Annotated in this window: 16 protein-coding genes and 7 pseudogenes; 6 read left to right on the top strand and 17 right to left on the bottom strand. The window is 55.8% G+C overall.

What is annotated here, in order from left to right:
- Positions 1-624: 624 nt before the first annotated feature.
- Positions 625-1,801, top strand: a pseudogene (locus tag MUBE_RS18180) (molybdopterin-dependent oxidoreductase); the annotation flags it as partial.
- A gap of 33 nt (positions 1,802-1,834) precedes the next feature.
- On the opposite strand, the gene MUBE_RS10690 reads toward MUBE_RS18180, so the two are convergent.
- The 9 genes and pseudogenes from MUBE_RS10690 to MUBE_RS18150 form a co-directional block, all read right to left on the bottom strand.
- Entirely contained in the window at positions 1,835-2,398 is a 564-nt protein-coding gene (locus MUBE_RS10690; protein ID WP_116540507.1) for a hypothetical protein, read from the bottom strand.
- Between the two features lie 342 nt (positions 2,399-2,740).
- Positions 2,741-4,036 carry a D-arabinono-1,4-lactone oxidase gene (locus MUBE_RS10685; protein ID WP_116540506.1) on the bottom strand — a complete coding sequence of 432 codons (1,296 nt, stop codon included), beginning with the start codon at positions 4,034-4,036 and terminating at the stop codon, positions 2,741-2,743.
- Entirely contained in the window at positions 4,033-4,230 is a 198-nt protein-coding gene (locus MUBE_RS18175; RefSeq protein WP_243633001.1) for a hypothetical protein, read from the bottom strand. The genes MUBE_RS10685 and MUBE_RS18175 overlap by 4 nt, the downstream gene beginning before the upstream one ends.
- 50 nt (positions 4,231-4,280) lie before the next feature.
- A complete protein-coding gene (locus tag MUBE_RS18170) occupies positions 4,281-4,556 on the bottom strand; it encodes a hypothetical protein (RefSeq protein WP_243633000.1) in 276 nt (91 codons plus the stop codon).
- Positions 4,537-4,836, bottom strand: coding sequence for a hypothetical protein (locus MUBE_RS18165; RefSeq protein WP_243632999.1), 300 nt, complete (start codon positions 4,834-4,836; stop codon positions 4,537-4,539). The genes MUBE_RS18170 and MUBE_RS18165 overlap by 20 nt, the downstream gene beginning before the upstream one ends.
- 520 nt (positions 4,837-5,356) lie before the next feature.
- A complete protein-coding gene (locus MUBE_RS10675) occupies positions 5,357-6,601 on the bottom strand; it encodes an amino acid deaminase/aldolase (RefSeq protein ID WP_424399085.1) in 1,245 nt (414 codons plus the stop codon).
- A 106-nt stretch (positions 6,602-6,707) separates the two neighbouring features.
- The gene (locus MUBE_RS10670; protein WP_116540505.1) at positions 6,708-6,938 is read right to left on the bottom strand and encodes a hypothetical protein; all 231 of its coding nucleotides are present in this window, start codon (positions 6,936-6,938) and stop codon (positions 6,708-6,710) included.
- Positions 6,939-8,847: 1,909 nt separating this feature from the next.
- Positions 8,848-9,315 (bottom strand): annotated as a pseudogene (locus MUBE_RS18155) (acyl-CoA dehydrogenase family protein).
- Between the two features lie 78 nt (positions 9,316-9,393).
- Positions 9,394-9,618, bottom strand: a complete 225-nt coding sequence (locus MUBE_RS18150; RefSeq protein WP_243632998.1) for an acyl-CoA dehydrogenase family protein — start codon at positions 9,616-9,618, stop codon at positions 9,394-9,396.
- A 528-nt stretch (positions 9,619-10,146) separates the two neighbouring features.
- On the opposite strand from MUBE_RS18150, the pseudogene MUBE_RS10655 reads away from it, so the two are divergent.
- Positions 10,147-10,819, top strand: a pseudogene (locus MUBE_RS10655) (nitrile hydratase subunit alpha).
- A gap of 383 nt (positions 10,820-11,202) precedes the next feature.
- Here the strand turns inward: MUBE_RS10655 and MUBE_RS10650 are convergent.
- A pseudogene (locus MUBE_RS10650) lies at positions 11,203-11,762 on the bottom strand (class I SAM-dependent methyltransferase); the annotation flags it as partial.
- Between the two features lie 165 nt (positions 11,763-11,927).
- The gene (locus MUBE_RS10645) at positions 11,928-12,647 is read right to left on the bottom strand and encodes a cutinase family protein (protein ID WP_116540504.1); all 720 of its coding nucleotides are present in this window, start codon (positions 12,645-12,647) and stop codon (positions 11,928-11,930) included.
- Between the two features lie 442 nt (positions 12,648-13,089).
- Here MUBE_RS10645 and MUBE_RS20410 point away from each other — a divergent pair.
- From MUBE_RS20410 to MUBE_RS18145, 3 genes and pseudogenes are all read left to right on the top strand, one after another.
- Positions 13,090-13,565: pseudogene (locus tag MUBE_RS20410) on the top strand (ATP-binding cassette domain-containing protein); the annotation flags it as partial.
- A 300-nt stretch (positions 13,566-13,865) separates the two neighbouring features.
- Positions 13,866-14,015 (top strand): hypothetical protein, encoded by a 150-nt coding sequence (locus MUBE_RS15950; protein ID WP_165849818.1) that lies wholly within the window; start codon positions 13,866-13,868, stop codon positions 14,013-14,015.
- A gap of 380 nt (positions 14,016-14,395) precedes the next feature.
- Positions 14,396-15,315 (top strand): annotated as a pseudogene (locus MUBE_RS18145) (LysR substrate-binding domain-containing protein); the annotation flags it as partial.
- Positions 15,316-15,528: 213 nt separating this feature from the next.
- Here the strand turns inward: MUBE_RS18145 and MUBE_RS10630 are convergent.
- Positions 15,529-15,978, bottom strand: a pseudogene (locus MUBE_RS10630) (DUF1942 domain-containing protein).
- A gap of 338 nt (positions 15,979-16,316) precedes the next feature.
- On the opposite strand from MUBE_RS10630, the gene MUBE_RS10625 reads away from it, so the two are divergent.
- On the top strand, positions 16,317-16,526 hold the full coding sequence (locus MUBE_RS10625) for a hypothetical protein (RefSeq protein ID WP_116540502.1): 210 nt from the start codon (positions 16,317-16,319) through the stop codon (positions 16,524-16,526).
- Between the two features lie 307 nt (positions 16,527-16,833).
- Here the strand turns inward: MUBE_RS10625 and MUBE_RS10615 are convergent, their stop codons facing one another.
- The 5 genes from MUBE_RS10615 to MUBE_RS10600 form a co-directional block, all read right to left on the bottom strand.
- Positions 16,834-17,109 carry a hypothetical protein gene (locus tag MUBE_RS10615; RefSeq protein ID WP_116540500.1) on the bottom strand — a complete coding sequence of 92 codons (276 nt, stop codon included), beginning with the start codon at positions 17,107-17,109 and terminating at the stop codon, positions 16,834-16,836.
- A gap of 174 nt (positions 17,110-17,283) precedes the next feature.
- Positions 17,284-17,508: a hypothetical protein gene (locus tag MUBE_RS19065; RefSeq protein WP_424399084.1), complete on the bottom strand. Its 225-nt coding sequence runs from the start codon at positions 17,506-17,508 to the stop codon at positions 17,284-17,286.
- Between the two features lie 28 nt (positions 17,509-17,536).
- Positions 17,537-17,686: a hypothetical protein gene (locus MUBE_RS19060; protein ID WP_279386715.1), complete on the bottom strand. Its 150-nt coding sequence runs from the start codon at positions 17,684-17,686 to the stop codon at positions 17,537-17,539.
- Between the two features lie 32 nt (positions 17,687-17,718).
- Positions 17,719-18,120: a CoA transferase gene (locus MUBE_RS18140; RefSeq protein WP_424399083.1), complete on the bottom strand. Its 402-nt coding sequence runs from the start codon at positions 18,118-18,120 to the stop codon at positions 17,719-17,721.
- Between the two features lie 875 nt (positions 18,121-18,995).
- Positions 18,996-21,551 carry an FHA domain-containing protein gene (locus tag MUBE_RS10600; RefSeq protein ID WP_116540499.1) on the bottom strand — a complete coding sequence of 852 codons (2,556 nt, stop codon included), beginning with the start codon at positions 21,549-21,551 and terminating at the stop codon, positions 18,996-18,998.
- Positions 21,552-23,179 lie beyond the last annotated feature (1,628 nt).

The following is a 23,179-nucleotide window of genomic DNA, read 5'->3' as shown; positions in this document are numbered from 1 at the left end:
GCTGAGGAGATTGTGGGCCTGTTGGAATCTACATGTAAATGTAGATTGGGATACTGGCCGGGACTAGGTGTCTGGGATGTATCTGTGCGGGGGTTGGGGTAGCGACTCGCAGCACACTGTCTGGCGGGGGGTTGCGCTGGTCTTCATCAAAATGAGGTGAAGGCTAGCGCATGTACCGTAAGGGGCGACGGTCTTGCATCACGACATCACCATGGTCACACTGGCTAGACTCTCCCCAGATAAGAACAGACCAAAACCTCGCTTCAACACCACCAACCAACAACACAAAACAACACCACACAACACCAGAAATCGCCGTGCAGACGATTGTGCACAAATTCACAACGGCCATTAAGGACCGTGTTTTGCCGAAGAAAACAGCTATGTGCCGAGGAAATTTGGGCCAGTCCGCAACTGTGGCCGCACGCGCCATTGCCTGCAAGGGTATTGAACAGTGATTGTGCGGACGGATGGGCTCGCTTGAGATCCAGCGGGAGGTAAAAGGACATTTTCAGCTGCGTGAGTGACATTGATATCAAACACAGAGGCGCTAATCTGCACGCAACAGGCGCCGGACGGTCAACACCCAAGGACGTCGACTCGCCCCTGGCCGTTGAAGAGACGCTGGCAGCTGACCCCAACTACCGCAACGAGATACATACCGCCACAGACATCGTCGATATCGAAATCTACTGTGGCGGATTGGATCTAACCAGACGGACAACCACTCCACGGCTACAGATAAGCCGTGACAAGTGGTTCAATCTGATGTGGCTGATTCCGCTCGGCTTCGCACTTGTTGGTAGCCACGATGGCGGACCGACCAAGGGCTGTATAACATGCTGGCAGTGCAATCATTCATCCAGCAGTACCCTAGGATCGGCATTCATTCTGGCATCAACCCGGGCCTGCCCACCTGGATCAGATGGACTCACTTGTTCAACCTCTTCCTGATGACGTTTGTCCCCAGAATGGGAATTTAGATTCTCTGTGACCACTCCGGGTTGTACTTCAGTCGCAACACGACCCCTAGCAAGGACGAGGAGCTGCGAGTTGGGCCCACCAGTTCCTGACGATGAGTTGTGCATATCCAACACCGACACTGCCGCAGCTCGAGCTGCCCAGGTTCCAGCACTCCATTAGGTTGGCGCGCTGGTGTCACCTAGGTGTCGATGTCTTGTGGTTGCTCAACGAAGCGATATTCTACATGTTGTTGTTCGCCATCGGACTTCACCGAAAAAGACAGTTCGCCGCACTACTGGCACAATGGTATCCTGCCGAATATCTTCGAATACAAAGAATTTGGAGCAAAAAGACTTTCGTGATTGGCTGCTGAAAGTCGATAATCTCGTCGAGCATTCGACGGAGTTCTCGCCCGACAGCTTGAAGGCGCTGTCCTACCACGATAAGACCAGTCAGTATTTCTGTATCCAAGCCTGGTCAGATTTCGCCAAATGGGTTGGTGTATAGATTGAAGAAGATCATGAACATCGTAAGGGTGCTACCCGAGGCGAAGGGGACAGTGCTCTACTCTATGGGCCTTAGCACGACCGGCAGCATCTACTACAACGCGCAACACGTAGGTACAATAAACCACCATATGACGACGCTGGCCTACAATATGAACGACCAGCCACTCCCCTAATCTGCATGGCAAGCCGCTGTGGCTGCGTAATAAGTTACAGCACGGCTTCAAACTGGTAAAGTGGTTGAAAGGGATTGAATTCGTCGCTGACTCTTCCTTATATTTGGTAGCGATTACAGTGAAGACCACAAGTATTTCGGACGACACCAAACTCTCTGGCGACCAACGAGTACCGATTCGACACTACTTTTAGAGTCCAGACCAGGTGGCATCCAACTGGTGGGCGACATCGATAACTTGTGCGGCTTGGGATTTAGGTGAGTCGATCTCAGCAGCGACGTACTGGGCGATGAATCGCCGGATCTCACCGTCAACGCCCGCGAGAATGCGCAACACTTCGCCGCGTATAGATTTAGACGACACGTTGACCGTGATGTCGGACAGCCGCGGTTTCGCAACGTCGACGATGAGAAGCAGCGGCTTGGCGGCGTATGCAGTTGCTCGCAATGCGATGTCGCCGGCGACTATAAACCGCTGCTTATCGAGCCGAAGGTCGACTAGTAGATCGATCGACAGCGGTATGTGAATGGCGAACGTGATGCTGTCACCTAGACGACGTGTGACCCGAGGCTCTTGGAGCTTGGCATTAGCACTGACCTTGGCGATCTTGCCAGGGCCCTGAGCAATCGGTTCGATCGCGAACTCGTTGCCGGCAATGTCGGCGAATGCGGCGGCAACCCGATCCGGTGTGACAGCAACCTCGAAGAATTTGCGACCGAACTCTTCATAGGTAAGGTATTCGTAATTTCGCATAGGCTTATACCGTACGTCACCCTGCCGAAACGACTGTTGATTTGTTCGCGTCGCAGAAATTTGGTCTCGGCTGTGCCCTGCCGATGCCAGATGCCATATGCCGCCATGTCAGCTCAGTGTGTTAGGCACTAGCTCGCCAGCCCACCCGACTCGGCGGTAGCTGCGGCCCGCGGCAGTTTCGGTCACGATGTGGCCAAGACTGCCGCGCAGCGGTGTCGCAAGTCTGACCAAAATTATGGCTAAACGATATCTGGGCTGCTGGACCCCGACTATCCATCATGTCGCGGCATCACGTAATTGCCAATGGCAGAGCGTTTTAAGAATTCATATGCTCCCACCGCGTCAGGGTCCCAACACGCGCCGAGTGTAGTCGTTAAGAAAGACGCGGTCGGGATCAAGACGGTCACGCACGGCGGCGAAACGGTCCCATCCTGGATACCGCTCACGCAGCGTACCGGCAGTCTGATAGTGATGCTTGCCCCAATGTGGGCGACCGGTATATTCATCCATGATGGCCTCGACAGCACGAAAGTAGGTTTCGAATTCCATCCCAGTGTACTGATGGACGGCAATGTAGCAGCTGTCACGTCCGTGCGCAGTAGATAGGAAGGCGTCGTCGGACGCCGCAAAGCGCACCTCAAGCGGAAACATGATAGGCAAGTTGCGACAACGCACGAGGTCGATGACCCGCTGGATCGCTACGCGTGCATACTCACGAGGGATCGCATATTCCATCTCGGTGAACTTGACCTTGCGTTCGTTCGCGTACACCTTGTAAGCGCGGTCAGAAACTGTGGAATTCGAGATCATCTTTGTCATCAAGCGATTGAGAGTAGGCACAACACGCGGAAAGCGCCGGCCGGTCCGGCAAATCACACTCAGTGCCCCGTTTTCCACCTGCTCGTGGAACCTGAGTTTCCACCTCGACGTGGACGTGGGTTCTTCGTCGCTGCGGCGAGTGGTGCGCGTCAAAGCCGTTTCTTCGTAGGGAAAGACGAAGAACTCGAAGTGGTCGTTGTCATTGACATATTTGTCGAGGTTTTCCAGGGTCTCGGCCAGTGCACGTCGCTCGTCGCGGCGATGTAGCGTGTAGAGTGGTACCGTTTGGACGGTGACCTGCGAGATCACCCCTAACGCACCCAACGACACCCGCGCCGCTAAGTAGACGTCATCGTTACAGCCTTCCGTAAAAGTCTGCACGGCACCGGTTGCGGTGACGAGCCGCACCGCAACGATCCGCGCAGACAGGTTCGGAAAGCGTGCGCCGGTCCCATGCGTCGCAGTCGCTGTGGCGCCGGTGATCGACTGCGCATCGATATCACCCTGGTTCTCCAACCCGAGTCCGCGCTCAGCTAGTTGCGGACCGAGAGCATGCAACTTCGTACCACCCTCGATCGTCACTAAACCGGTTGCAGGATCTGCACTAATGACCTGCTGTAGGCCGGTCATGTCGATCATCACCCCGCCAGTACATGCACAGTCGGTGAATGAATGCCCGCTGCCCACCGCCCGTACTGGCTCACCACGCTGCGCTGCCCGCGCGACCGCCTCAACCAGTTCAGCCTCCGAGGTCGGCCGTACGATCGCCGACGGTGCGCAGAATTGTTCACCGGACCAGTTGCCCCACCTGACGCTCACTGCGCCAACTCCCGCACCACCGTTTCAGCCGCAGTGACCACGGGCACCACCGTCTCGTAGACCAGGCTCTCGGGCGTGTAGGACATCTGATGATAGTTCGAAAGCGCCCTATAGCTGTTGATGGACGAGAAGCACACGGTTGGATAACCCACGCTACTCATCCACACGGCGTCGGTGCTGTTGCGCACCCGCATGCCTCGACACAGCGACGCGTGGCAACACGTACCACCTGATCACGGAACGGTCAATGGTAATAGTCCTCCATAATCGTAGTGCCCTTGCCTTCTAGCATGATCAGTTCCGGTAAGCCGATCGCCTCGCAATTCAGAAAGTACATTTGGTCGTGGTCAAGCTCGGATTCGTGACGCGCCATGAAACCGTAGATGCCGCCTTGCCACTGTTCCTCTGCACCAAACGAAACCAGTACTATCCGCACACTGTGCACCAGCCGATCGCGCAACCACTCGGCTAATGCGACAAGCAGGGCGAAGGCAGAGAAATTATCGTTGCCCCGGGACAATCGAGTTGCGAGCGATGTTGGCGAACAATGCGGTGGCGATCGCGTTCATTACAGCGCTGGTGATCATCATTTCACGACTGTCCCACAGCGCGCCGACGCCCGGAACAACCGGTGCGAAGATGGCAGACCACCAGTTCGGTAGTGAAGTATCGATGCGATCAATGGTTCCGGGAAATCGATCGACTAGTGCCTTTTGAAAGTCGACCGCAAAACACATGCCGCTATGTGCCACGTCGTGATAAGCACACAACCATAACCGTCCGTGTGCTGGCGAGGTCACCGCCCTCAGCCACCACGTTCCACATCGTCCGGGGTTTCTGCAATGTCCTGTGTACCACCCGTGCCCCACTGTAAGGAGCCGTCGGCGATTAGCTAGTCCAGCAGTCAATCTCGCCGAGCACACTGAACTCCACAAACGGCGACTAAGCAAGCCTGCTACGCCGACCATTATCGGCTTAGCGTATAATGTTAACGTGGTTGTCGTAGAATTGCTCTTTTTTGACGTGTGTATTGTGTACAGTTGCCGTCCCTAAACGCTCGACGACTTATCTGGCTGTTTGCTGCTCACACGGCTGACTACCGGCGTGATCGATAAGCGCAAGCGGATCGACGACCTCGCGCACGGTGTCCAAGCTCTGCCGGCAATGCGGTGATCACGATCATGGCAGCTCTTCTTGCGCGCCTTGGACTGTACAGTCAGACTGTGTCACACGTGTCCGGTGGGCATCCTGGTGAGTTTTGCTGATAGGCTAGCTCCACCGCTGCCCACGGGAAGTTCGCATCAGAGAACACGTTCCGTATCAGAGAAAAGTGCGGCCCTCACCGCGGTACGTCGGCACTGTGTCAACGATCTGCGTGCCCCGGATCAGATACAGACGATCAAATCGCTCGCACAACTCGCCGGCCTTCGCGTGGCGGAAATAGACCTTATCGCCAACCGTTAGTCGACGAGCCACGTCGCCATGTAACGGCGTTTGAACCTCGCCGGCGCCTTCCATCGAGTCGAGTCGCAGTCCTGCCGGCAGGTACGGCGTAGGCATGCGGTCCTTCGCGCCGACCCCACTGGCCAAGTAGCCGCCTCCGAGCGCGGTGACGGTTTTTGCGTCGGACCGACGCGATACGGGTAGGGCGAACATTGCCGCTGGTTGCAAGGAAAAGGTGGAATACGAGTCGAACAGTGTCGGCGCGTAGAATCCCGACCCGGCAGTCGCCTCGGTGATTGCCGGCTCCTGGGCGACGAGTTGTAGGTCACCTGTGCCGCCAGCGTTGACGATCTTCAGGTCGGCGACCTCGCGCACGAGCTCAACAGTGCGGGCACGACGTTCGCGCAACTCCGTGATCGACTGGCGCTGTATCCATTTGACGACAGTATTTTGGATGCGATTGCCGACCACTTTGTCACCAAAGCCCGCGATATGGCCCTCGTAGGACATCAGCGCCACCAGTGTCAACGTCGGCCGTCGCGCAATCTCTACCGCCAGCGTGCGCACCTGTTCCGGTGTGTGCAGCGGCGAGCGCTTCGGGCCGATCCTCACGCACCCCTTAGCACACCAATACCCAGCATCGAGGTCTAGACACAGTCGCACTTTGCTGCTGGTCGCATTCTCAATTACGTCGAGATGCTCGATGCTGTCGACCATCACGATTGGCGCCTTGTCTGGGTCGTCGGCGGTGATGGCACCGAGCTCGCGCAGTGCCGCCCGGTCAATCGTCGGGTAGGCTAGCAACAGATTCGAGAAACCGTGCTCCGCAAGCCAGAGTGTCTCGGAAAGAGTGAACGTCATCAGGCCATCGAACCGTCTACTGGCATCGAGGATTTCCCGTTGCAGCGGCCGACAGCGCACAGACTTCGACGCCACCCGGATTGGCTTGTCGCCTGACCGCATGAGCATTTGCTCGGCATTGCCCCACATCGCGTCGAGGTCAACGAACGCAAATGGCGCATCGTGGTGAGCGAATGCTTCCTCGTAGCGGCGCAGTCGACTGTACAAGTCCAGTCCGACCGCACTGCCTGAACATCGCTGGTGACCAGCCAACTCTTGCACGCCGTCACCTTACTCAACACGACATTAATATTGGGCGCGTCCGACACCATGGCCATCGAAGCCATCGACGTTCGCTGTGCCGAGGTGGTCCTGGCGTGTTGTCATGCTAGCGGTCGGCGAGGATTTCACGGATGCTGCAGCAAGTGTTGTTCGCGAACCGTGGGTTGGTGTCCTTGTAGCACGGGAGTGCGACGGGCGCATATGGTAGCACCCAGTCTCGATTGCATGCCCCGGTTCCGTCATCGATCTTCAGCGGGGTGCGAAATTTCTTACGGACGACTGGAGGTAGCAGACTTAACGCGAGGATCAGGTCGGCATTGGAGTCTCCTACTCCCATGAGACCGAAGTCGATAACGTCAACCAGTCAACCCCGGACAGTCAGAAGGTTGAACGGGGATAACACCGGGACCAGTAGCTCTTCCCAGGAGTAAGGTCGCCGCCTGGACGTCGGTGAGCCCGTTCAGAGGGCGACTACCCAGCATGAACCTCCTCGTCCTATACCGCCAAGAGCGCACTCTGATGTGCAGGCGACCCCGCCGGTAGGATTGATAGCACAGCCAGGACGGTGATGATTCTGGACGAGCCCAGTCGGGTCGATAAGTCGACCGGCCGCTGGATTCTCGCCTTCGAGCCATCGGCAGACGGACCAAGGCTATTCGAAGCCCTCCGCCGGGGTGCTCGGGCCCATCAGAATGGGGCTGGGCACCGGGGAGATGCGGAGCGATCGCAGGTTCTCGACGGCCCAGTGGATCCTGGGGAATCCGAACGGCGAGGTTGTCGCCGAGCTGGTAAACAGCGTTTCCTTCCCTGCGGATCAGGTTGGCCCAAGCACTAGGGAAACTAGACCCTAAGCATGTACCGCACCAGGTGCTCGTCGATATTCACTTCGTAGCCGTGCATTTTGCCAACGACGAGTGCTGCGCGGCAATTTTCGAAGCTGATACTGTTGTCCAATATACTTGCCATCGCTGTCCAGGCGAGCTTGCGATAAAAACCGGGAGTGTAGCTTGAGGCGTTAGAGGTCAGTCAGATCGTCACGTGTCGTTCGAAGAGGAACACTTCCCACGCACTCGCATCAGTAACCGTCCCAAACTGCGCCCCGTGTAAAGAGCAGGACGAAATAGGCGAAGACATTGCCTTACCTCAGCGTCCGCCATCGCAAAGCCGGCAACCTTTCCCTTAGCCTCAGCAATCCACCAACAGAGGGATACCTGCAGCGTGTCGCACTTCCTCTTGGGTGATCCTGAGCTCGGCCTCGCCGGCCATAACTGACCGCCAGCCCTTTGACGAAGGTTAGCTCATAGCAGTCTAAGATGATAGAGAGTACCGTTTAGTTTTCGGATCCGACCGACTTAGGTGGAGCCGGTCCATAATGCGATCCGGGCCGACGCCGCGTTCTCCGGCTCCATGTTCACCACTGCGGTAGTTGCACCGTGCTCGGCTGCGTACTGGCACGCCAGGTCGACAACACGGATTGTTAGCCCGCGCCAGAGCGGGTAGAATTAGAAAATCACGTCGACCTGCCCAGCCAGCCAGTCCCTCACCTTGGAACCCCAGATCAACGCTGCCAGTCAGTCCTCGGTACCTGCGCGGATGACGAAGGCTCAAAGCGGACCGCCAGTCTCCCACTGCTGCTGACAGTGGCGCAGGCAAGCCTCGACTGTCACGGCTGAAATGTGTCCCGATAATTCGGATATTTCATGGATGATCCAGTCACCAGTTACCGCGACATGGTTGGCGCCACTCCTTGAACCGAATCCCGCTTGTCTCCAACAATGCACATTCCGCCGGAAAGACCCCAGCAACACAGATGAACACAGTTCTTTTACAGTGTCTCTTTGAGATCCTTTGCCTGCGCGATGTCGTCCCAGTAGATGCCGAGCTCAAGGGTCCAGAAGACACTGGCGGTGGGGTAGGTCAACGAGGTGGTTCCTTATGACCAACTTGACGCACGAGTAGAGGCAATCGGCCAGCACATTGCGCAGGCTCCTCTGACGACGTCCGGCGAAACCGCCTCGCAGCAACACCTGTCGAACAGGCTTAAATCGAGGGCCTACTATGCGGACAGGGTCGATGCTAATAGCAGCCGGTTCATGCTCCGGTATCAGTTCATCGTCGATTATGGCTCGATCGCAATGACCGGTGCACCCAGTACGGTCGGGTAGAACGCCCGTAACAACAATCGTTTTAGTACAACTCACTGAACATCAGAATAGCAAAGAGTTCAAAATCCGCCTCGAGCCAAGCTATAACGAACAGCTGATGATCTCCTTTATGATTTCTCTTGTGCCGCCATAGATCTTGCTAACCCACACCACCGCATAAGCCCACGCAGCAGGGCACTCTATCATGGAACCGTAGCCACCCAAGAGCTGTAGGCACCGATCAACGACGCGACACGCTTATCTAGCGGCAATCAGCTTGGCCATTGACGAAGTAGCTGGGTTGTTATGGCTGCCTATATACTGCCGGATGCTATAGTTGAATGTGGTCTTGATAGACAACGTCTTAGCCTTAAACTGTGTGAGTTCAAATCTTTTGTGCTGGAACTTGATCAGCGTGTGGCCAAACACTTCTCGTTGCTTGGCATAGCGGACTGCTTCCAGCACTGCACTTTTGATCAGGACAGCACACAACGAGAAATGATCAGCCGATTGCGCAGCAGCTGTTCCATCAGCTGATAAAACACCCAAGCCCTCGCTGTCTCCGAGCATGCTAGTCGTCGGTACACGCATATCGGAGAAGAACAACTCACGCGTGTCCTGACCGCGCTGACCGATATTGTCCAAAACTCACTCGCGCTCGAACTCACTCAGATTGTCCTTTGTTTCGGCGACGATCAAGGAAATTCCGGCCGGTCCTGCAGCAGACTTGATCTTGATGACAATGACCAGCAGATCACAGTGGGTTCCGTTGGAGATGAGTGTCTTTGACCTATCGACGACATAGTGTGAGCCGTCTCGAACCGCGGTGGTATAGATTTTCTGCAGGTCCAAGCCGGCGCCCAGCTCGGTCATTGCAATGGCAAGAACCGTCTACCTGCTGATGACGCTAGACAGCCAGCGCTTCTTTTGTTCCTCGGCACCGTAAGTGTTGATGCTGACCGCAGAAAAACCCTTAACAGCTAGGGCCAAATTCGAGAGCGACCCACCGAAAGTGAAACGCAACCAGGCACCACACATACGGTCAGTAAAGGCGATCGACAAGTGTTTACGAGACAGGCCAGTAAGTCGAAGTTCAAAGTCAGGGACACTGTCATGGTGCAGGAGCTCCCTAAATACTTGTTCTACACCTGCACCCAGGAGTATGTATGAGGTACGAAAGACTATATCGCGGTGGTCTCGTACGAAAACCCTACCGCCGAAGACGAGATCTAGGCTAGCCCTGACCAAAAGCCCGAATGGTTTTATACCGTTCGCTTAACCTCTCTGAATTCTGGCACGGCTATACCGGGCCAGTCAACGGCACGTTGCAGAGCGAGATCCTCGAGAGGTAGCTCGAAGCGGAAATCTAGCCAACAACTTTCGGTCATCGACTTCATACTTATCCTAACCTATCACGATCACGACCGTACCACTGAACCCATAGCGGATGAGAGCACCGACTTCGAAGTCCTCGAGATCGCCATTCGCAAATTATTCATCACAAAAGGATTTTTCACCGCATAGCACCATCGCCACTTCACCGAATTCGCTAAACAGATCGGCCCGGCATAGCCACACGCATGGTGATCCGGGCCTGGCTTGATTCGAAGTACAGGCAACTGGTACTCACCGATACGTTCGCCGCTAACCGAGAAGTGGGTTTCACCTGATTGCAATCCACCTTGGTTTCGGAACGCAGAGCGAATTCACCGCACTGTATGTGCTCGAAGGCGCAACCACACTGCACCACGCACTTTTCTGCACGCTGTGATCCTGTTATCCGCGTCCGATTCCGGGTAATTCACTTGAGCAATAACGCATGCCCAACTAGCGGCGTCGTATTGTGCACTGGTCACGCCAGGTGCTCGTAGAGTTCGGGTTGTACCTGTCGAAGGAAGTCGAGATCCGAGTGGAGGATTCCAATCAGAAGCATCGTTTCACAGTGATGCCGGTACGACCATACGACATTGAAATTCGAGATTGTCGTATCGGCATTCGAATTGCCCAAGGTCGGTGCGTGACGACGAATGTGATCACCAAGACCAGCCCGACCATCAACTCGGTCGACCACTGAGTTATAGGAGCACAAATGAATACATCGGACAGACTGAATTCAATCGAGGTCGTTACGATCGCGCCGATGGCGTTTCTATCCACAAAAAGTCTGGATCAACATAATGGATGACTAGGGGGTCGATAATCAGACGTCGCCATGGAAAACAAACCGTGACGGAATCTGCGGCGCACTCGACCTACACGCCTGCAGTACACAGACACTCACTTTTGTCTACAGACGTACCGAAGAGGATATACAGTCCACAACTGTTTATTCTACCCTAGACCTTATCCGGAGAGCCGGCTAGTTGCGCTGGCACACTCGTTATGATAGACAACGTTATTGATGAGGCTGGGCCGGCGGAACGACTGGCGGCTGCGCAGGCCAGATTGGAAGACTAACTGTCCAGCCCGCGCTAGTAGCCATGCATAATCTTGACCTCCACCGGCGGCCACCAATGTCTAGTTCGGCGAACACAACGGTTAGTTCGCCCGGCGACGTGCAAAACCGACCTCAGGCGGCGTGAGTTTCGCTAAATGCAGCGATCGCTAGTAGTCCGCCCGGCGCTAGAAGCTCGACGACCGCCTGGTAGAAGCTATGATCGCGGAACTCGTGGCAAGGAATGAGATCGACCGGCGGCCCGGTCGGCAGATCCGGGTCAAGGTCGAAAACGTCAAACCAGCAGCGATCGATGACGTCAGTGCGCCGGGCCAGATCCCGAACCTGACCAATAGCCACCGCAGAGACGTCCCGAAGCAAAACATCCAAGCCGCGGCGGGCCAGCCAAAAAGTGCCACACCCCGGGGCGTAGGTAAGATCAAGGGCCCGTCCCGCAGTCGGGAGCACCCCCACGTGCGCCGCTAGATACAGCAGGCGGTGCAAAAGCATTGACCCGCGCTGGGCCCCGACGAGCATAACGTTGGTCCCAGCGGTGCTGATCATGCCCGATCACCGCTGCCACCCTACAGCTGGACTGCCTATAGATCTGGGCGGGGCGCCGGATAGCTGTTCGATGGCCACACAAAAGACGACCACTGACCCAGCTGTCCGCGCCTAGGGAGCTGTAGATCAGTTTGATTCGTGACCCACACAGCCAGCGACTAGTTCGGACTAGACCGCGCCAGAATTAGCGTGCTGGTGGTCGTCCCTCCGACCCAGTTGCCTGAAGTCGACGCGCTGCGAAATCTGCAGCCTGCTCGACCATCCCGTCATCGATGTACGAGGTGTGTGCAGCCCAGTTCCCTCCATCAGAGCAGATGGGGTCACCTGCGGCGCACAACTGGGTGGTTCTGGGCGCATATAACGGGCCGATCGCGATCGGCGGTGCGCCGATCGAGTGCATCAAACTCTCGGAGGGCATGCCGAAAAGAACGACCGCGGCGACGTGATTTGCAACATCGAGTGGCATCGGCTTAGGTGCATCCGAAGGCGCTCCATCCGGTATTGTGTCCGAAGTCACAAAGCCTATCACGGCCGCGCCTTGGGAGAAGCCGCCGAGCACCATCCTGGTGTTGGGGCAACCCGCGGCCATGTGCTCAATATGGGAGCCCGCGTCATCGATACCGACCATAGCAGTAGAGAAATCAGTGGATGCCGGGTAATTGACTCCATACACATTCATCGATTTCTCGCCGACTTTTGAGCGTAGTGAATCGACGAACATCTGTCCGACGTCACCTACGCCAGGTGGCTGACCGGTACCGCGGGCGAACACCACCTCGATATCGGGACACGGCCCAGCAGTTGCCCATGGGGCAGCAGATACCGATGTTACAGACGCGGTCAGTAACGCACATATCGTAACTGCCACAACGCCAGTAGACTGAACAAGATTGGTTATGCTCACGAGTCAAGGATGCCTGCTTGTTACATTCGCTATTTAAGAGGGCCTCCTAAGCGACATCATCGCAATACAGAAACCTACACCCCTAAGTATATACCACGCCATCCAGGTTGATAGCTCAGGTTGTCCGTCTGGGCACCACCATGGCCACAGTGCCAATTTCGGACTAAAATACTCCCTGCTTCTGCGATGTCGTGCCAGCAGAGCGCGCAACGTCATACCCCGATCCGTTTGCATCGTCGGCTACTAACGATTGCCCGACCTTTGAACCGATCAGGGACACAGAGCTCGTTCTATCTCATGTCGGTGTCGTTGCGCATGTTCTTGACTTGAGTGGCCATGGACCCGATAGCGTGCGGGAGACAGCGCTTGCCTACGGTCATGCGCCCTCGCGGGAGGATCATGATCAGACCAATCGGCATCTTCGTGTAATCCCGCACAGACACTGACCGTCGAATTCCGCGACGTAATGCGTTGAGTACCACGTCGATAGCCGGCCAGTGTAAGCACTCACCGCGATCAACCTGCTGCTGAATGGCAGGCGGTTCGTGTCGATCGTCGGACCGCTCAGCGTCGGCAAGAACACGTTGCTGCATCTGCTCAGCGCATTCAACTCCCCTGATTCTAGATCGATCAGATTCAACGACGATGGGATTAGCTGCCTGAGCAACGAACAGCAGTCGGTGTTCCGGCCGTCATCACCGTCGGGTTCATCTTCCAGTTCTTTAATCTACTACTGACCCTGTCGGCGTGGGAGAACATAGCAATCCTCAAACTGCTCGACGGTGTCCGACTGTGCAAAGCCAAACCAGCTGCTGTTCGGCTGCTGAACCAGACCAGGTTGGGTAACCGGCCTAATGCCGACCAGCGGAACTGTTCGGAGGGCAAATGCAACGGATCGCGGTGGCGCGGACATTGATGCGGACGTAATCAGTCGCCATCAGACGGCAAAGTCAGGATGAGCGACCCTGGTCGCGACCACCGGCAGCTCAACGCCGACTTCTTCGGCTCCGGCACAGTCTACCGACCACAGTGGACTCCTGATCCAAGAAACCGACAACGACCAACCGAGCTTCCAACGACATTCAGCGCATAAGACAGCATTCATATTATACACAAGGCTGTCTCAATCTCGGCCAGTCCTGCTGCTACGAATCCGTTAACTCGACAAAGACCGGGCAAGTTAACGCCGTCAAAAACCCGGCCACGGGCCCAGCCGACATGGGTACCGAAGGAACGGCGCTGGCCGAGTCTTCTCTGGACAGCTCAACAGGCGTGACAATACTGCTGTTCACCAAGGGCGCGGCGCTCGTCACGCTAGAATTCCGATGGCCCACCGCAGTCGCTTGCACCGCCGGACTTCGTCACTGACGTCAGTCAAAAGCAAGACGCGGCCATCAAAAGGATGCTCGTCAGTTGATGTGGAGTTTGCACTCCTCAACATCACATTGACTGCGACGCAGGCCCATACGTTGTTGTCGTACACTCGCGGATCCACAGGGACGTTACTGAGTCAGGCTGAACAGGCCCGCACTGCTGCCGGGGGCTCAATGGTAAATGTACAGATGACCAGGAACAATCATGTCGTCGCGCTTACCCCATCTCGCAACGACTTACGTGGTCGCTCTCACGCTAGACAGCGTGCACCAACTAGCGAGCGTACGCTAAAGGTTTGTCCTTATGTACCAACAAGCTTGGTTTGTGTCTTATTGCTTTTTGGATCACCCTAGGCTGGCGGGCAAAAGAGCAAGATGCCGCCTCTCAGCGCTCACACACCCGACTTGTCAGCATGCGAAATCTTCTTGACGACCACCCGGACAGACAGCCTGTGTGCTGCAAGCCGAGAATGCGGGGTGACACAGTAGTCGGTATCGGTGCGATTGGAATCGATCGAGGCCCCAAACAGTATGGCATTAGTCCTCAGGGCCCCACGCGGATCGCAACTGACATCCGCCGGAATCGTTGTCGCCGAGTGGGCGAAGAGATTGCTCAACGTCACCCACTGCGTGGACGCCGGGCTGGCCTCACTGCGATCGGAAAGACATAAACGCATCAAAGTATCGACTAGCCGCACAAACGCCGAGCATCTCATGCCGCACTGATTGGTTTCGCTACAGGTTACGGCGAATAAACAAGGCACCACCACACCCGAAGTCATTATGACCGCCACCAACAGCCACCAGGCGATTGTCGCCTTCCGCGATGGATCATCCGATCTCGGATTTATCGAAATCACTTATAGTCCAGCATTGTTAGAAATCGCTTAGTTGCTAAAGGTGGGCTTATGGTCGTCGTCTCAGCTGGCCGCAAGTGGACGCGCCGCCAACACTAATTAAGCACAGTAGAATTGAGCTAAATGCCACTGGCCACACACGAAAACTGTTTGAGAAAAATCGATTTGTTGACCATTTCGCTACAGCAGGCATTAGGGGATTTTGCGTTATAAACACAACCGGTGCTCGAACTGCACTCTGCTGCTGCGATGCGCGCCGCCGTTGTCACCGATGCAAGACCCGCGGTAATGAGACTGCTTACGGTTGCCGACAACCTTGCGACAGGACGTCTGCGCATGGCAGCCGTCCCGAAATTGAACTTGGCACGAGCTCTTCGAGCAATTTGGGTAAACGGACGCACTCCGCCCGCCGGAGCAACTCAAGACCTGCTTACTCACAATCACAAACAACGACTCAAGGTTATCCTGAATTTGCGGCAGGCATGCTCACCGGCCACCGAGTCGTCGCGCTGCTACTCGGTTTGCTAGAGAATCGGCAGCAAGAGCCAGCACCTAGTTATCGGTGTTTTCAGCCATGCTGCTCTTAGTACTCCTCAGGCACATATCACACGGCCCTGAATTCGGGGCCGCTTCGCTTGATTGCGGTATCAGCTATGGCGTCCAAACCACAAGGTCTTCCATGACGTTGTTCACGGTAACGAGGGCCGGCGGTGAACCGATGATGTCGAAGTGGGTTCTGCCAGTCGATTCTGCACCTTGGGAATAGGAGCGCCACTAATGTTGACCAGGCTGGCGACTTGCCACAGAACCCGGTAAGCGTCTTGGTTGGGGTGACGGCGTTGAACTGCGAGATAGCGGGGTAGATGCTGACCCGAATGGCATTGACAGTGGCGGTGGCTCCCCACAGGTTGCCGACTACAGCATAGCCAGGGATCTTGTCAGTGCCGGGCTTGAGCCGGCTGACCTGCCAGCTAAGAAAGACCTGACCGACAGTACTGGTCATCGTCAAGTTGGGATACCAAACTTGCCTACGATCGGATAGGCAGCTGACGAGATCGGCGCACTGACGCTACCGACCGCAACCACGATCACGCTCGCCAATCACCGCCACGACCATCCATGTGATCGTCACTGTACCCTCCAGTTCGTTGGAGTAACGATCTGTTAACTAATACCCTAAATACCCCTTGACGGACCCAACACGAGCAAAACGCACCTTAAGCAACATAATTCTCGGCTGTATGGCGACCCCTTGAGGATCATAGTGATGCACTATTCTTGCCGCCCAAGATTGGACCACATCCCTTATGCTGTCCCTTTGATCAGCATCACTACAGTGGTCGCCGACCCGGTGCGACTTTTCAACCTTTTGACCCGACCGCCAATTCCCTCGCCAACCCTGCCGCCATCAAGCAAATCGCTTTAATTAATATTGATCGATGTTTGCTAAGATAATGGCCGCCGAGCCGGCTAACAGCGCCACGGCCGACTTCCAGCACAGATCGCCAAGTCTGTTTGACCGCACAGACCAACATCTGGTTGGCCGCCACTCAGCGGTAGCGGGTCACCATGTAAACCACCGCATCGTCGATAACATCTGGCCGCAACTCAACCGTATCGGCGATCTGCTGCCCGAACATCTCTCATGACGGTGCTGGCAGATGAGTGACTAGCCTCGGTATCGGCTGTTCCGAAACCCACGACACCGATGCGGACTCGCTTGTCGGTTTCTGGCGGATTCATGACGTGACACCGCGGATGCGAATCCGCTCCGCCAGTGCTGCGAAAGCGTCGTGTACGGCGATTGGTTACTCGACCCAGGGGAAATGGCCGGCTTCGATGATAACGCATCAGGTCGTGTTCGGAGCCTGGAAACGCTTGTCCTGCGACAATGTTTGGATCACAACGTGGTCGGCTGAACCAAATCACAATAAGTGCGGGTAGTTGTGTTGACCACTAGGACAATTGGTAGGTGCGATCAAAATTGGCGTCCGACCATTTCACCGCATGACTGCTACAGGGCATTCGCACCAGAATTTCTGCCACTTGGGCCACGCCGTGACTGGTGAAATTCCACGGTGCAGACTCGCTAACGAGCAAGCATAGGTGTTCGTTATTAGGATCGGATTCATAACGGGCGCTGGCTTGTTCGATGTCCGACAGTGGATTGTTGCGCATCATCTGCTCGAACCTTGGTAGCCAGGAGGCACCAAGGGCAGTGCCAACGAGCACCAAGCCCTAGCTAGGACTTCACCTCTAATGTGGAAACCGATCGCAGGCACTGACCACCGATGGAACGCCCGACAAAGATTCGGATGTGTAACGGCATGGGTGGCTTCCAGCAGGGCCTCGGGCCATAAGGTTTAGGGGTCGGCAAGAGCGCCCGGAGCGTCAACATCGGAGCCGTTACCAAGCAGGTCGACTATCCAATCGAACACCTAGCAAAAGTCGATGCCACTCAACGTCATTGGCCATCGCTATGGTGAACCAAGAGCCATCAGAACGGGGATAGCAATCGCGTGGGCACATATCAGGGTAGTAGGTGCCGCCAGGCTCGACGCGCCTACCGGTAAAATCCTGCCCGAGCAGACAGTATCTCATAATCCAAGGTAGAGTTTTGAAGGCCGACATGTCGACGAACTACCCTGCGCTACTTAACTCACAATATAGCCATGTCACCACAGCAGCGTATGCTCGTCTCAAGAGAAGGCCCACCGGGGTAGCCGATCAAAGAGGCGAAGCCACTCAGCGTGGCAAAACATGGCACGTAGCCTGTCTGGTTACCCAGCGGCCCGTCGGTACCCCACATTTTGATCAATACCGAGATAATGTCCGGTTTGATCATCTTGAGCTGCTAATACCCAAGCCTTGACGCTCCACCATGCCCGGGCACAGGTTGTTTATGACGATGTCGCTGCGGGCGGTCAGCTCGCGCAGCCGCGCCATGCTCACTGCTGATTTGATATCGAGTTCTACCCTGAAGGTCTCGGGGTTGATGCTATAAGAAATATAGGGCTCATGGTTAATGTCGTTGCAGCCATAGGCATACTTCCCCTCTGGGCTGTATGCTGTTTCGACCTGAACCACCTCAGCGTCCAGCAGAACCAACAGTTTGCCCGCGTACTGCCCAGCCCATACCCTAGTTATCTTGTACGACCTGTACCTCTTCCCGTGAGCCGCCGTGGGAACGCTTGGCCAACTTACGCTGATTTGTCTTGGTCGCCGGAAGTACTGGCAAAGCATCGATCCTGCCCAAAACCAGCATAGTATGCTGCTCAAGAATGGTAACTGTAGAGGTGATTTTATCCGGCAAACCACGGAGCAAATAAGTAATTGTAGGATATGGCGAATCTACAAACCTGTCTTCTGCACACACACGTCTGTGTGAATACCTTATTATGGAAGAGCTGCAGTTTGTCTGACGTTGAAGATTTTTAGGTTGCGTACGTGTTAGCCGATCTTTTTAGCTCGCCGCTAACTGCCACACCAACGCGACCAGACGCATCGGCACTATTACTACCATTACCAAACAAACACCACGCTGAACAGCGGAAGGCAGTGGCAATGAAAACCGCACGGATTGCGCGGGGTTAGCCGAACGTACGGAGCGGTGCTGCCACCGGCGCCGCGGGCACCACTGCCCTCAATGTGATTAGCTGCCTGAACATCACGGTACACAGCCAGCTTATGAGCACAACGCCGAAAAGGACCATGGAGGTCATGGCCAGGTTGTTCAGCCTCACTGTCCCAAGACCCGATGACGTGCTGACAAATCGACTCTCGGGCCTCGGCACGCCTCATCTAGGTTTGCTGCCGGTATTGGGATGAACTTAGCACTTGGGATGGCCTATTTCGTTCGATTAACAACCAGAGTGCTCCCTCGCCACGTTGGTCATAAACGATAATCACCCGGATTGGTAACAATGGACCGATGACCGTGCTGGGCATGACCGACCCGCAGACCTGGGACATCGTAGGGTAGATTAGCGATCTGGTGTTTCATCTTGGTTACGGGGTGGTCACCACACTTACGTTGCGCTACCCTCACACTTGTCATGCCAATTGTCCAACGTTTAGCTCGATTTGGCGAAGCTCCTGCTTATATCGAACCCGTTTGATCAGGAGCCCTTGAGGCGGATCTTCCAGCGCACGAAGCCGAGGTAGCAAATGCTGATGAATATCAGCATGGCCATGTCGAACCACCAAGTGCCGGCCGCGTGATGCCAGTGTGAATCCTTCGGGGTTACCGGACCGGGCTCGAGTTTGATCAGGTCGACGGTGGCGGCCGACGCCGCAAAACCCCATCTCGCCGGCGTGGCCCAGGACATCTGGTCAAGTGGAACGCGAGCGGTAATGGGAATCATGCCGCCAGAGAAAACCAGCTGCGACATGACCGCCACTACAAGCAAAGGCATGATCTGCTCGTTGGATTTAGCTATCGCCGACAATGCTAACCCGAGCATCGCCGAGGCGATGCACGTTGAAGCGACGTCGGCGAACAACTCCAGACCGGGCTTGCCCAGCGCAATGACACCCTGCGTAGGGTCACCCTTGCCCAGCAACACGATCACGGTCACGACTGTCGACTGAACGACCGCAAACACAGTGTAGACGCAGACCTTCGCTAAAAGGTACGCAGTGGTGGACAAACCGACCGCCTGTTCGCGCTGGAAGATGGCACGTTCACCGATGAGGTCACGGATGGTCAAGGCGGTCCCCATGAAGATCGCACCGACATTGAATAGCACCAAGATCTGTCCAGGCTCGTTAGGTGCCTCACCAAGTGGGTTCGGGATACCGAAGCCAACGTTGCCAGGCACCGACATCGACAACGCACCCATGATGAACGGCAACATCGTCAAAAAGACGAAATAGCCGCGGTCGGATACGATCAACCGTAGTTGTCGTCTGGCGATTGTGGAGAACTGCCGCAACAGGCTAGTGTGGGACGGATCGCCCAGCTCGGCGGGTTTCTCCACGGGTGGTGGTGGCGGAGTGGGACCCGTCGAGGCTAGGTATCGAGCCTTCGCACCATCCGGATCGTCAGCGACCGAACTGAATATGTCTGCCCAGTTCGTTGTCCCCATCGCCGGACCGATCTGATTAGGTGGCCCGCAGAAGGCGATCTTACCTCCAGGGGCCAGCAACAGAACCTGATCGCAGACATCCAGGTAAGTCAACGAGTGGGTGACCACCAAGACCACGCGACCCGCATCGGCCAACTGCCGCAGCATGGCCATTACCTGCCGGTCTAGCGCTGGGTCCAGACCGGACGTCGGCTCATCTAGGATCAGCAGCGACGGCCCGGTTAGCAGCTCCAGTGCCACCGAAGCGCGTTTACGCTGACCACCGGACAACTTGTCGACTCGCGTTTGGAGATGCTGCATCATTTCGAGTTCCTCGAGCACCCGGGCGACCACCTGGGTGCGGTCAGCCTTGGTGGTATCCGGCGGCAGCCGCAGTTCGGCTGCATACATCAGCGCCTGGTTCACAGTGAGCTGACCGTGAACCACGTCGTCTTGCGGTACCATGCCGATCCTGCTGCGCAGCGAGGCATACTCGGCGTGAATGTTGTGGCCCTCGAACGCCACCGTGCCATCGGTTGGGTGTGTGTACCCGGCCACCAGCTTGGCGAAGGTCGATTTGCCCGCACCTGACGGACCGATGACGGCAGTCAACATCCCGGGACGTGCGGTCAACGAGATGCCGTCCAGCAACATCTTGTTGTTTTCGATCGTCCACGTCACCCCACGCACATCAAGGCCACCAGTGCGCGTCACAGCCGCGGTTTCGTCACGACGTACTAGCGTGCCAACGGCGAAGACTAAGTCGATGTTGCCGATCGTGACAATGTCGCCATCATGCAGTAGTGCCACGTCGACGCGAGAGCCGTTGACAAAGGTGCCGTTAATGCTCTGGTTGTCGTGGATCTCTGTGCCGTCGGACGTCGGGATCAGAGTAGCATGGTAGCGTGATGCCAGCACCTCGGGAATAACGATGTCGTTGTCGTTAGCTCGGCCAATCTTGACCGCACCCGGTGTGGACAATACTGCCGAGCGATTCGGCCGCAATATCTTCATAATCGATGTCGCGATGTTTCCAGTGTCCCCGCTGAGCCGGTCAGCCACACCAGCCTGGAGCATGGCTGGCCTGTAGATATGCGGCGCCTGCTGCGGTCCCGTTGACGAGTGGCCTGGCTGCGGCCCGGTGGGCGAATACCCTCGCTGGGGCCACAGTGTGAGCGACAGTGGCTGGTACGACCAGGACGGACTGCCCTGCAGTGGGCTCTGGGTTGGTAGTGATCCGCTGGACTGACTGATGGAGAGTATCGACGTCGTCGCAGGGGGCCGCCCTACTAAACCCTGATGGCGGCCAACCGCGAAGAACAGTGTCGGACCGTCCGGTTTGCCAATATTGACCTGCTGACCGTCCCGGATATCAACGCCCGACACACGACGGCCATTGACATACAGACCATTCAGGCTGTTGTTATCGACGGCAATCCATCGGTCCTGGTTGAATCGCAGTACCAAATGTACCCGGGAAATCAACGGGTCCACAACGCGGACGTCCGCCCGCAGATCACGCCCAATAACGACATCGTTACCAGCTGCAAAAGTGCGCTCAGACCCAGCATATCGCACGGTCAACACAGGTGGGGCTGTTCGGCTCATCAGGACCAACTGTATCGGTATCGGCGCTACGGCACGCTATTCCGGCGGTTCAGCGCGCAGGTGGAGTTAGATCGGAGCACCCCATCCGCAGGCTGCTCAGCCAGCTGACACCATAGCGTATAATATTGTATTGTTGCTTAGCAGTTTTGGCTTTGAAGCCGTGGATAACCCGAGGATCCAATGCCTGTTAGTTCGTTGTCGCCACAGATTTGGCATGTGGACATTTTCGCGACGCCCGACGGGCCGAGGCGTTGTCCAGAGTAATCTCTTTGACGAATTACCCGATGTATCTAATAACTCATCTTTCCTCGAGCAAGATGTCTACTCCCGTGAACCTGCCCGTCCCACAGGGGAAGATCACCACGGATTCCCGTTGCATTCAGACGTTTCGCCATGAGTTCGGCATCTAGAACGCAATAACTCACCGAATTTTTCGTGAATAGTTACTCGCGGCAACAAGGACAAATCGACGTCCACCGGAGAGACAACACGACCCGAGGAACCCGTTCCATCCTAAAGCTGTACCCAGCCAATATATATCGAGCAAACATCGACAATGCCCCGTACGTGGAGATCGAACACCGGTGCACATTGTGGTGTCTAAGTTTCCAAGCCGGATCTATATCGATCAACGGATAGGCCGCTGCAACTCCGCAGACGTATTATTAACTGTTACGTAACGCCAACATTGCCGTCAGCGTATCCTATTGCCGAGCGATGCCCTAGACAGGGCAACGATGTCCGAGCGCAGAGGTGGCGAGCACAGACTGGAATGGACTCTCGCCGACATAGCCAGATAGCTAAATAGATAGAACTGCTAAACCCATCCGGACTCTGCTGGGCGGTAACTACTATCGCTTTTCCGCGTCAGGTCCTGGCTTTGAAGACCACATTGAATGACGTCTGGGTAGACATATCGGAACCGGCTGAAGCCGCCGCCGACCATCACGTTGTGCAACCGCCGCTCGTCGGCTTGTACATGAATGGTATAGGCCTTTGCATACCAAACCAGCCCTCGCCCAAAGATCACTTAACCGATGTTGATGTTGTCGACAACGGGAGCCACGTCAACAAACAGATCAAGATTTCGGAATCACTCAGGTAACCAGTCCTGCGCGTCATGATCCCAGTCCACGACACGAGCACTGTCCGTCTACCACAGTTGTCAACCTCGCAAAGTGCCCATAAATGAACAAAACCTCCATCGTCTAACCAACCACCACAAGACGGCAGAGATAATCATAACTGAATAGTCAAATGTCCTCGGGTACTGAACCACGGCCGTAACCCGGATCAGGGTTGCTACCATCTGCTGCAAACCCCATCTGGGCGGCGGATGCGGGAGTCGGTACAAAACCGATGATCCTCAGGCAACCCTGACGGCCACACGGGTAGTGAGCTCAGGCATCTGGCCCAAATGGCCTCGTAATCTCACGCTATTTGATCACCAGTCAAAATATAGATAAATATTACTATTGTGCCACAACATTTTTCAAAGAAATCTTACCAGTCGAAACTATGCTAGGCGGTCCTCAAGCACCTCGCTGGTGTTGTTTTGTGTTGTTTTGTGTTGTTGGTTGGTGGTGTTGAAGCGAGGTTTTGGTCTGTTCTTATCTGGGGAGAGTCTA

Source organism: Mycobacterium uberis, assembly GCF_003408705.1.
GTDB classification, from domain to species: domain Bacteria; phylum Actinomycetota; class Actinomycetes; order Mycobacteriales; family Mycobacteriaceae; genus Mycobacterium; species Mycobacterium uberis.
Note: the sequence above shows the minus strand (reverse complement) of the source record. Positions and strands in the feature narration are given on the sequence as shown.

What these genes read in the sequence shown, in the direction of transcription:
- MUBE_RS10670 (WP_116540505.1), bottom strand. Translation starts at nt 6,938, where the DNA reads ATGGGAGTAGGAGACTCCAATGCCGACCTGATCCTCGCGTTAAGTCTG.
- MUBE_RS10625 (WP_116540502.1), top strand. Translation starts at nt 16,317, where the DNA reads ATGTTTGCTAAGATAATGGCCGCCGAGCCGGCTAACAGCGCCACGGCC.
- MUBE_RS15950 (WP_165849818.1), top strand. Translation starts at nt 13,866, where the DNA reads ATGGGTACCGAAGGAACGGCGCTGGCCGAGTCTTCTCTGGACAGCTCA.
- MUBE_RS10690 (WP_116540507.1), bottom strand. Translation starts at nt 2,398, where the DNA reads ATGCGAAATTACGAATACCTTACCTATGAAGAGTTCGGTCGCAAATTC.
- MUBE_RS18140 (WP_424399083.1), bottom strand. Translation starts at nt 18,120, where the DNA reads ATGCTTTGCCAGTACTTCCGGCGACCAAGACAAATCAGCGTAAGTTGG.
- MUBE_RS10600 (WP_116540499.1), bottom strand. Translation starts at nt 21,551, where the DNA reads ATGAGCCGAACAGCCCCACCTGTGTTGACCGTGCGATATGCTGGGTCT.
- MUBE_RS18150 (WP_243632998.1), bottom strand. Translation starts at nt 9,618, where the DNA reads ATGACCGAGCTGGGCGCCGGCTTGGACCTGCAGAAAATCTATACCACC.
- MUBE_RS18175 (WP_243633001.1), bottom strand. Translation starts at nt 4,230, where the DNA reads ATGCGGGTGCGCAACAGCACCGACGCCGTGTGGATGAGTAGCGTGGGT.
- MUBE_RS19065 (WP_424399084.1), bottom strand. Translation starts at nt 17,508, where the DNA reads ATGTCGGCCTTCAAAACTCTACCTTGGATTATGAGATACTGTCTGCTC.
- MUBE_RS19060 (WP_279386715.1), bottom strand. Translation starts at nt 17,686, where the DNA reads ATGTGGGGTACCGACGGGCCGCTGGGTAACCAGACAGGCTACGTGCCA.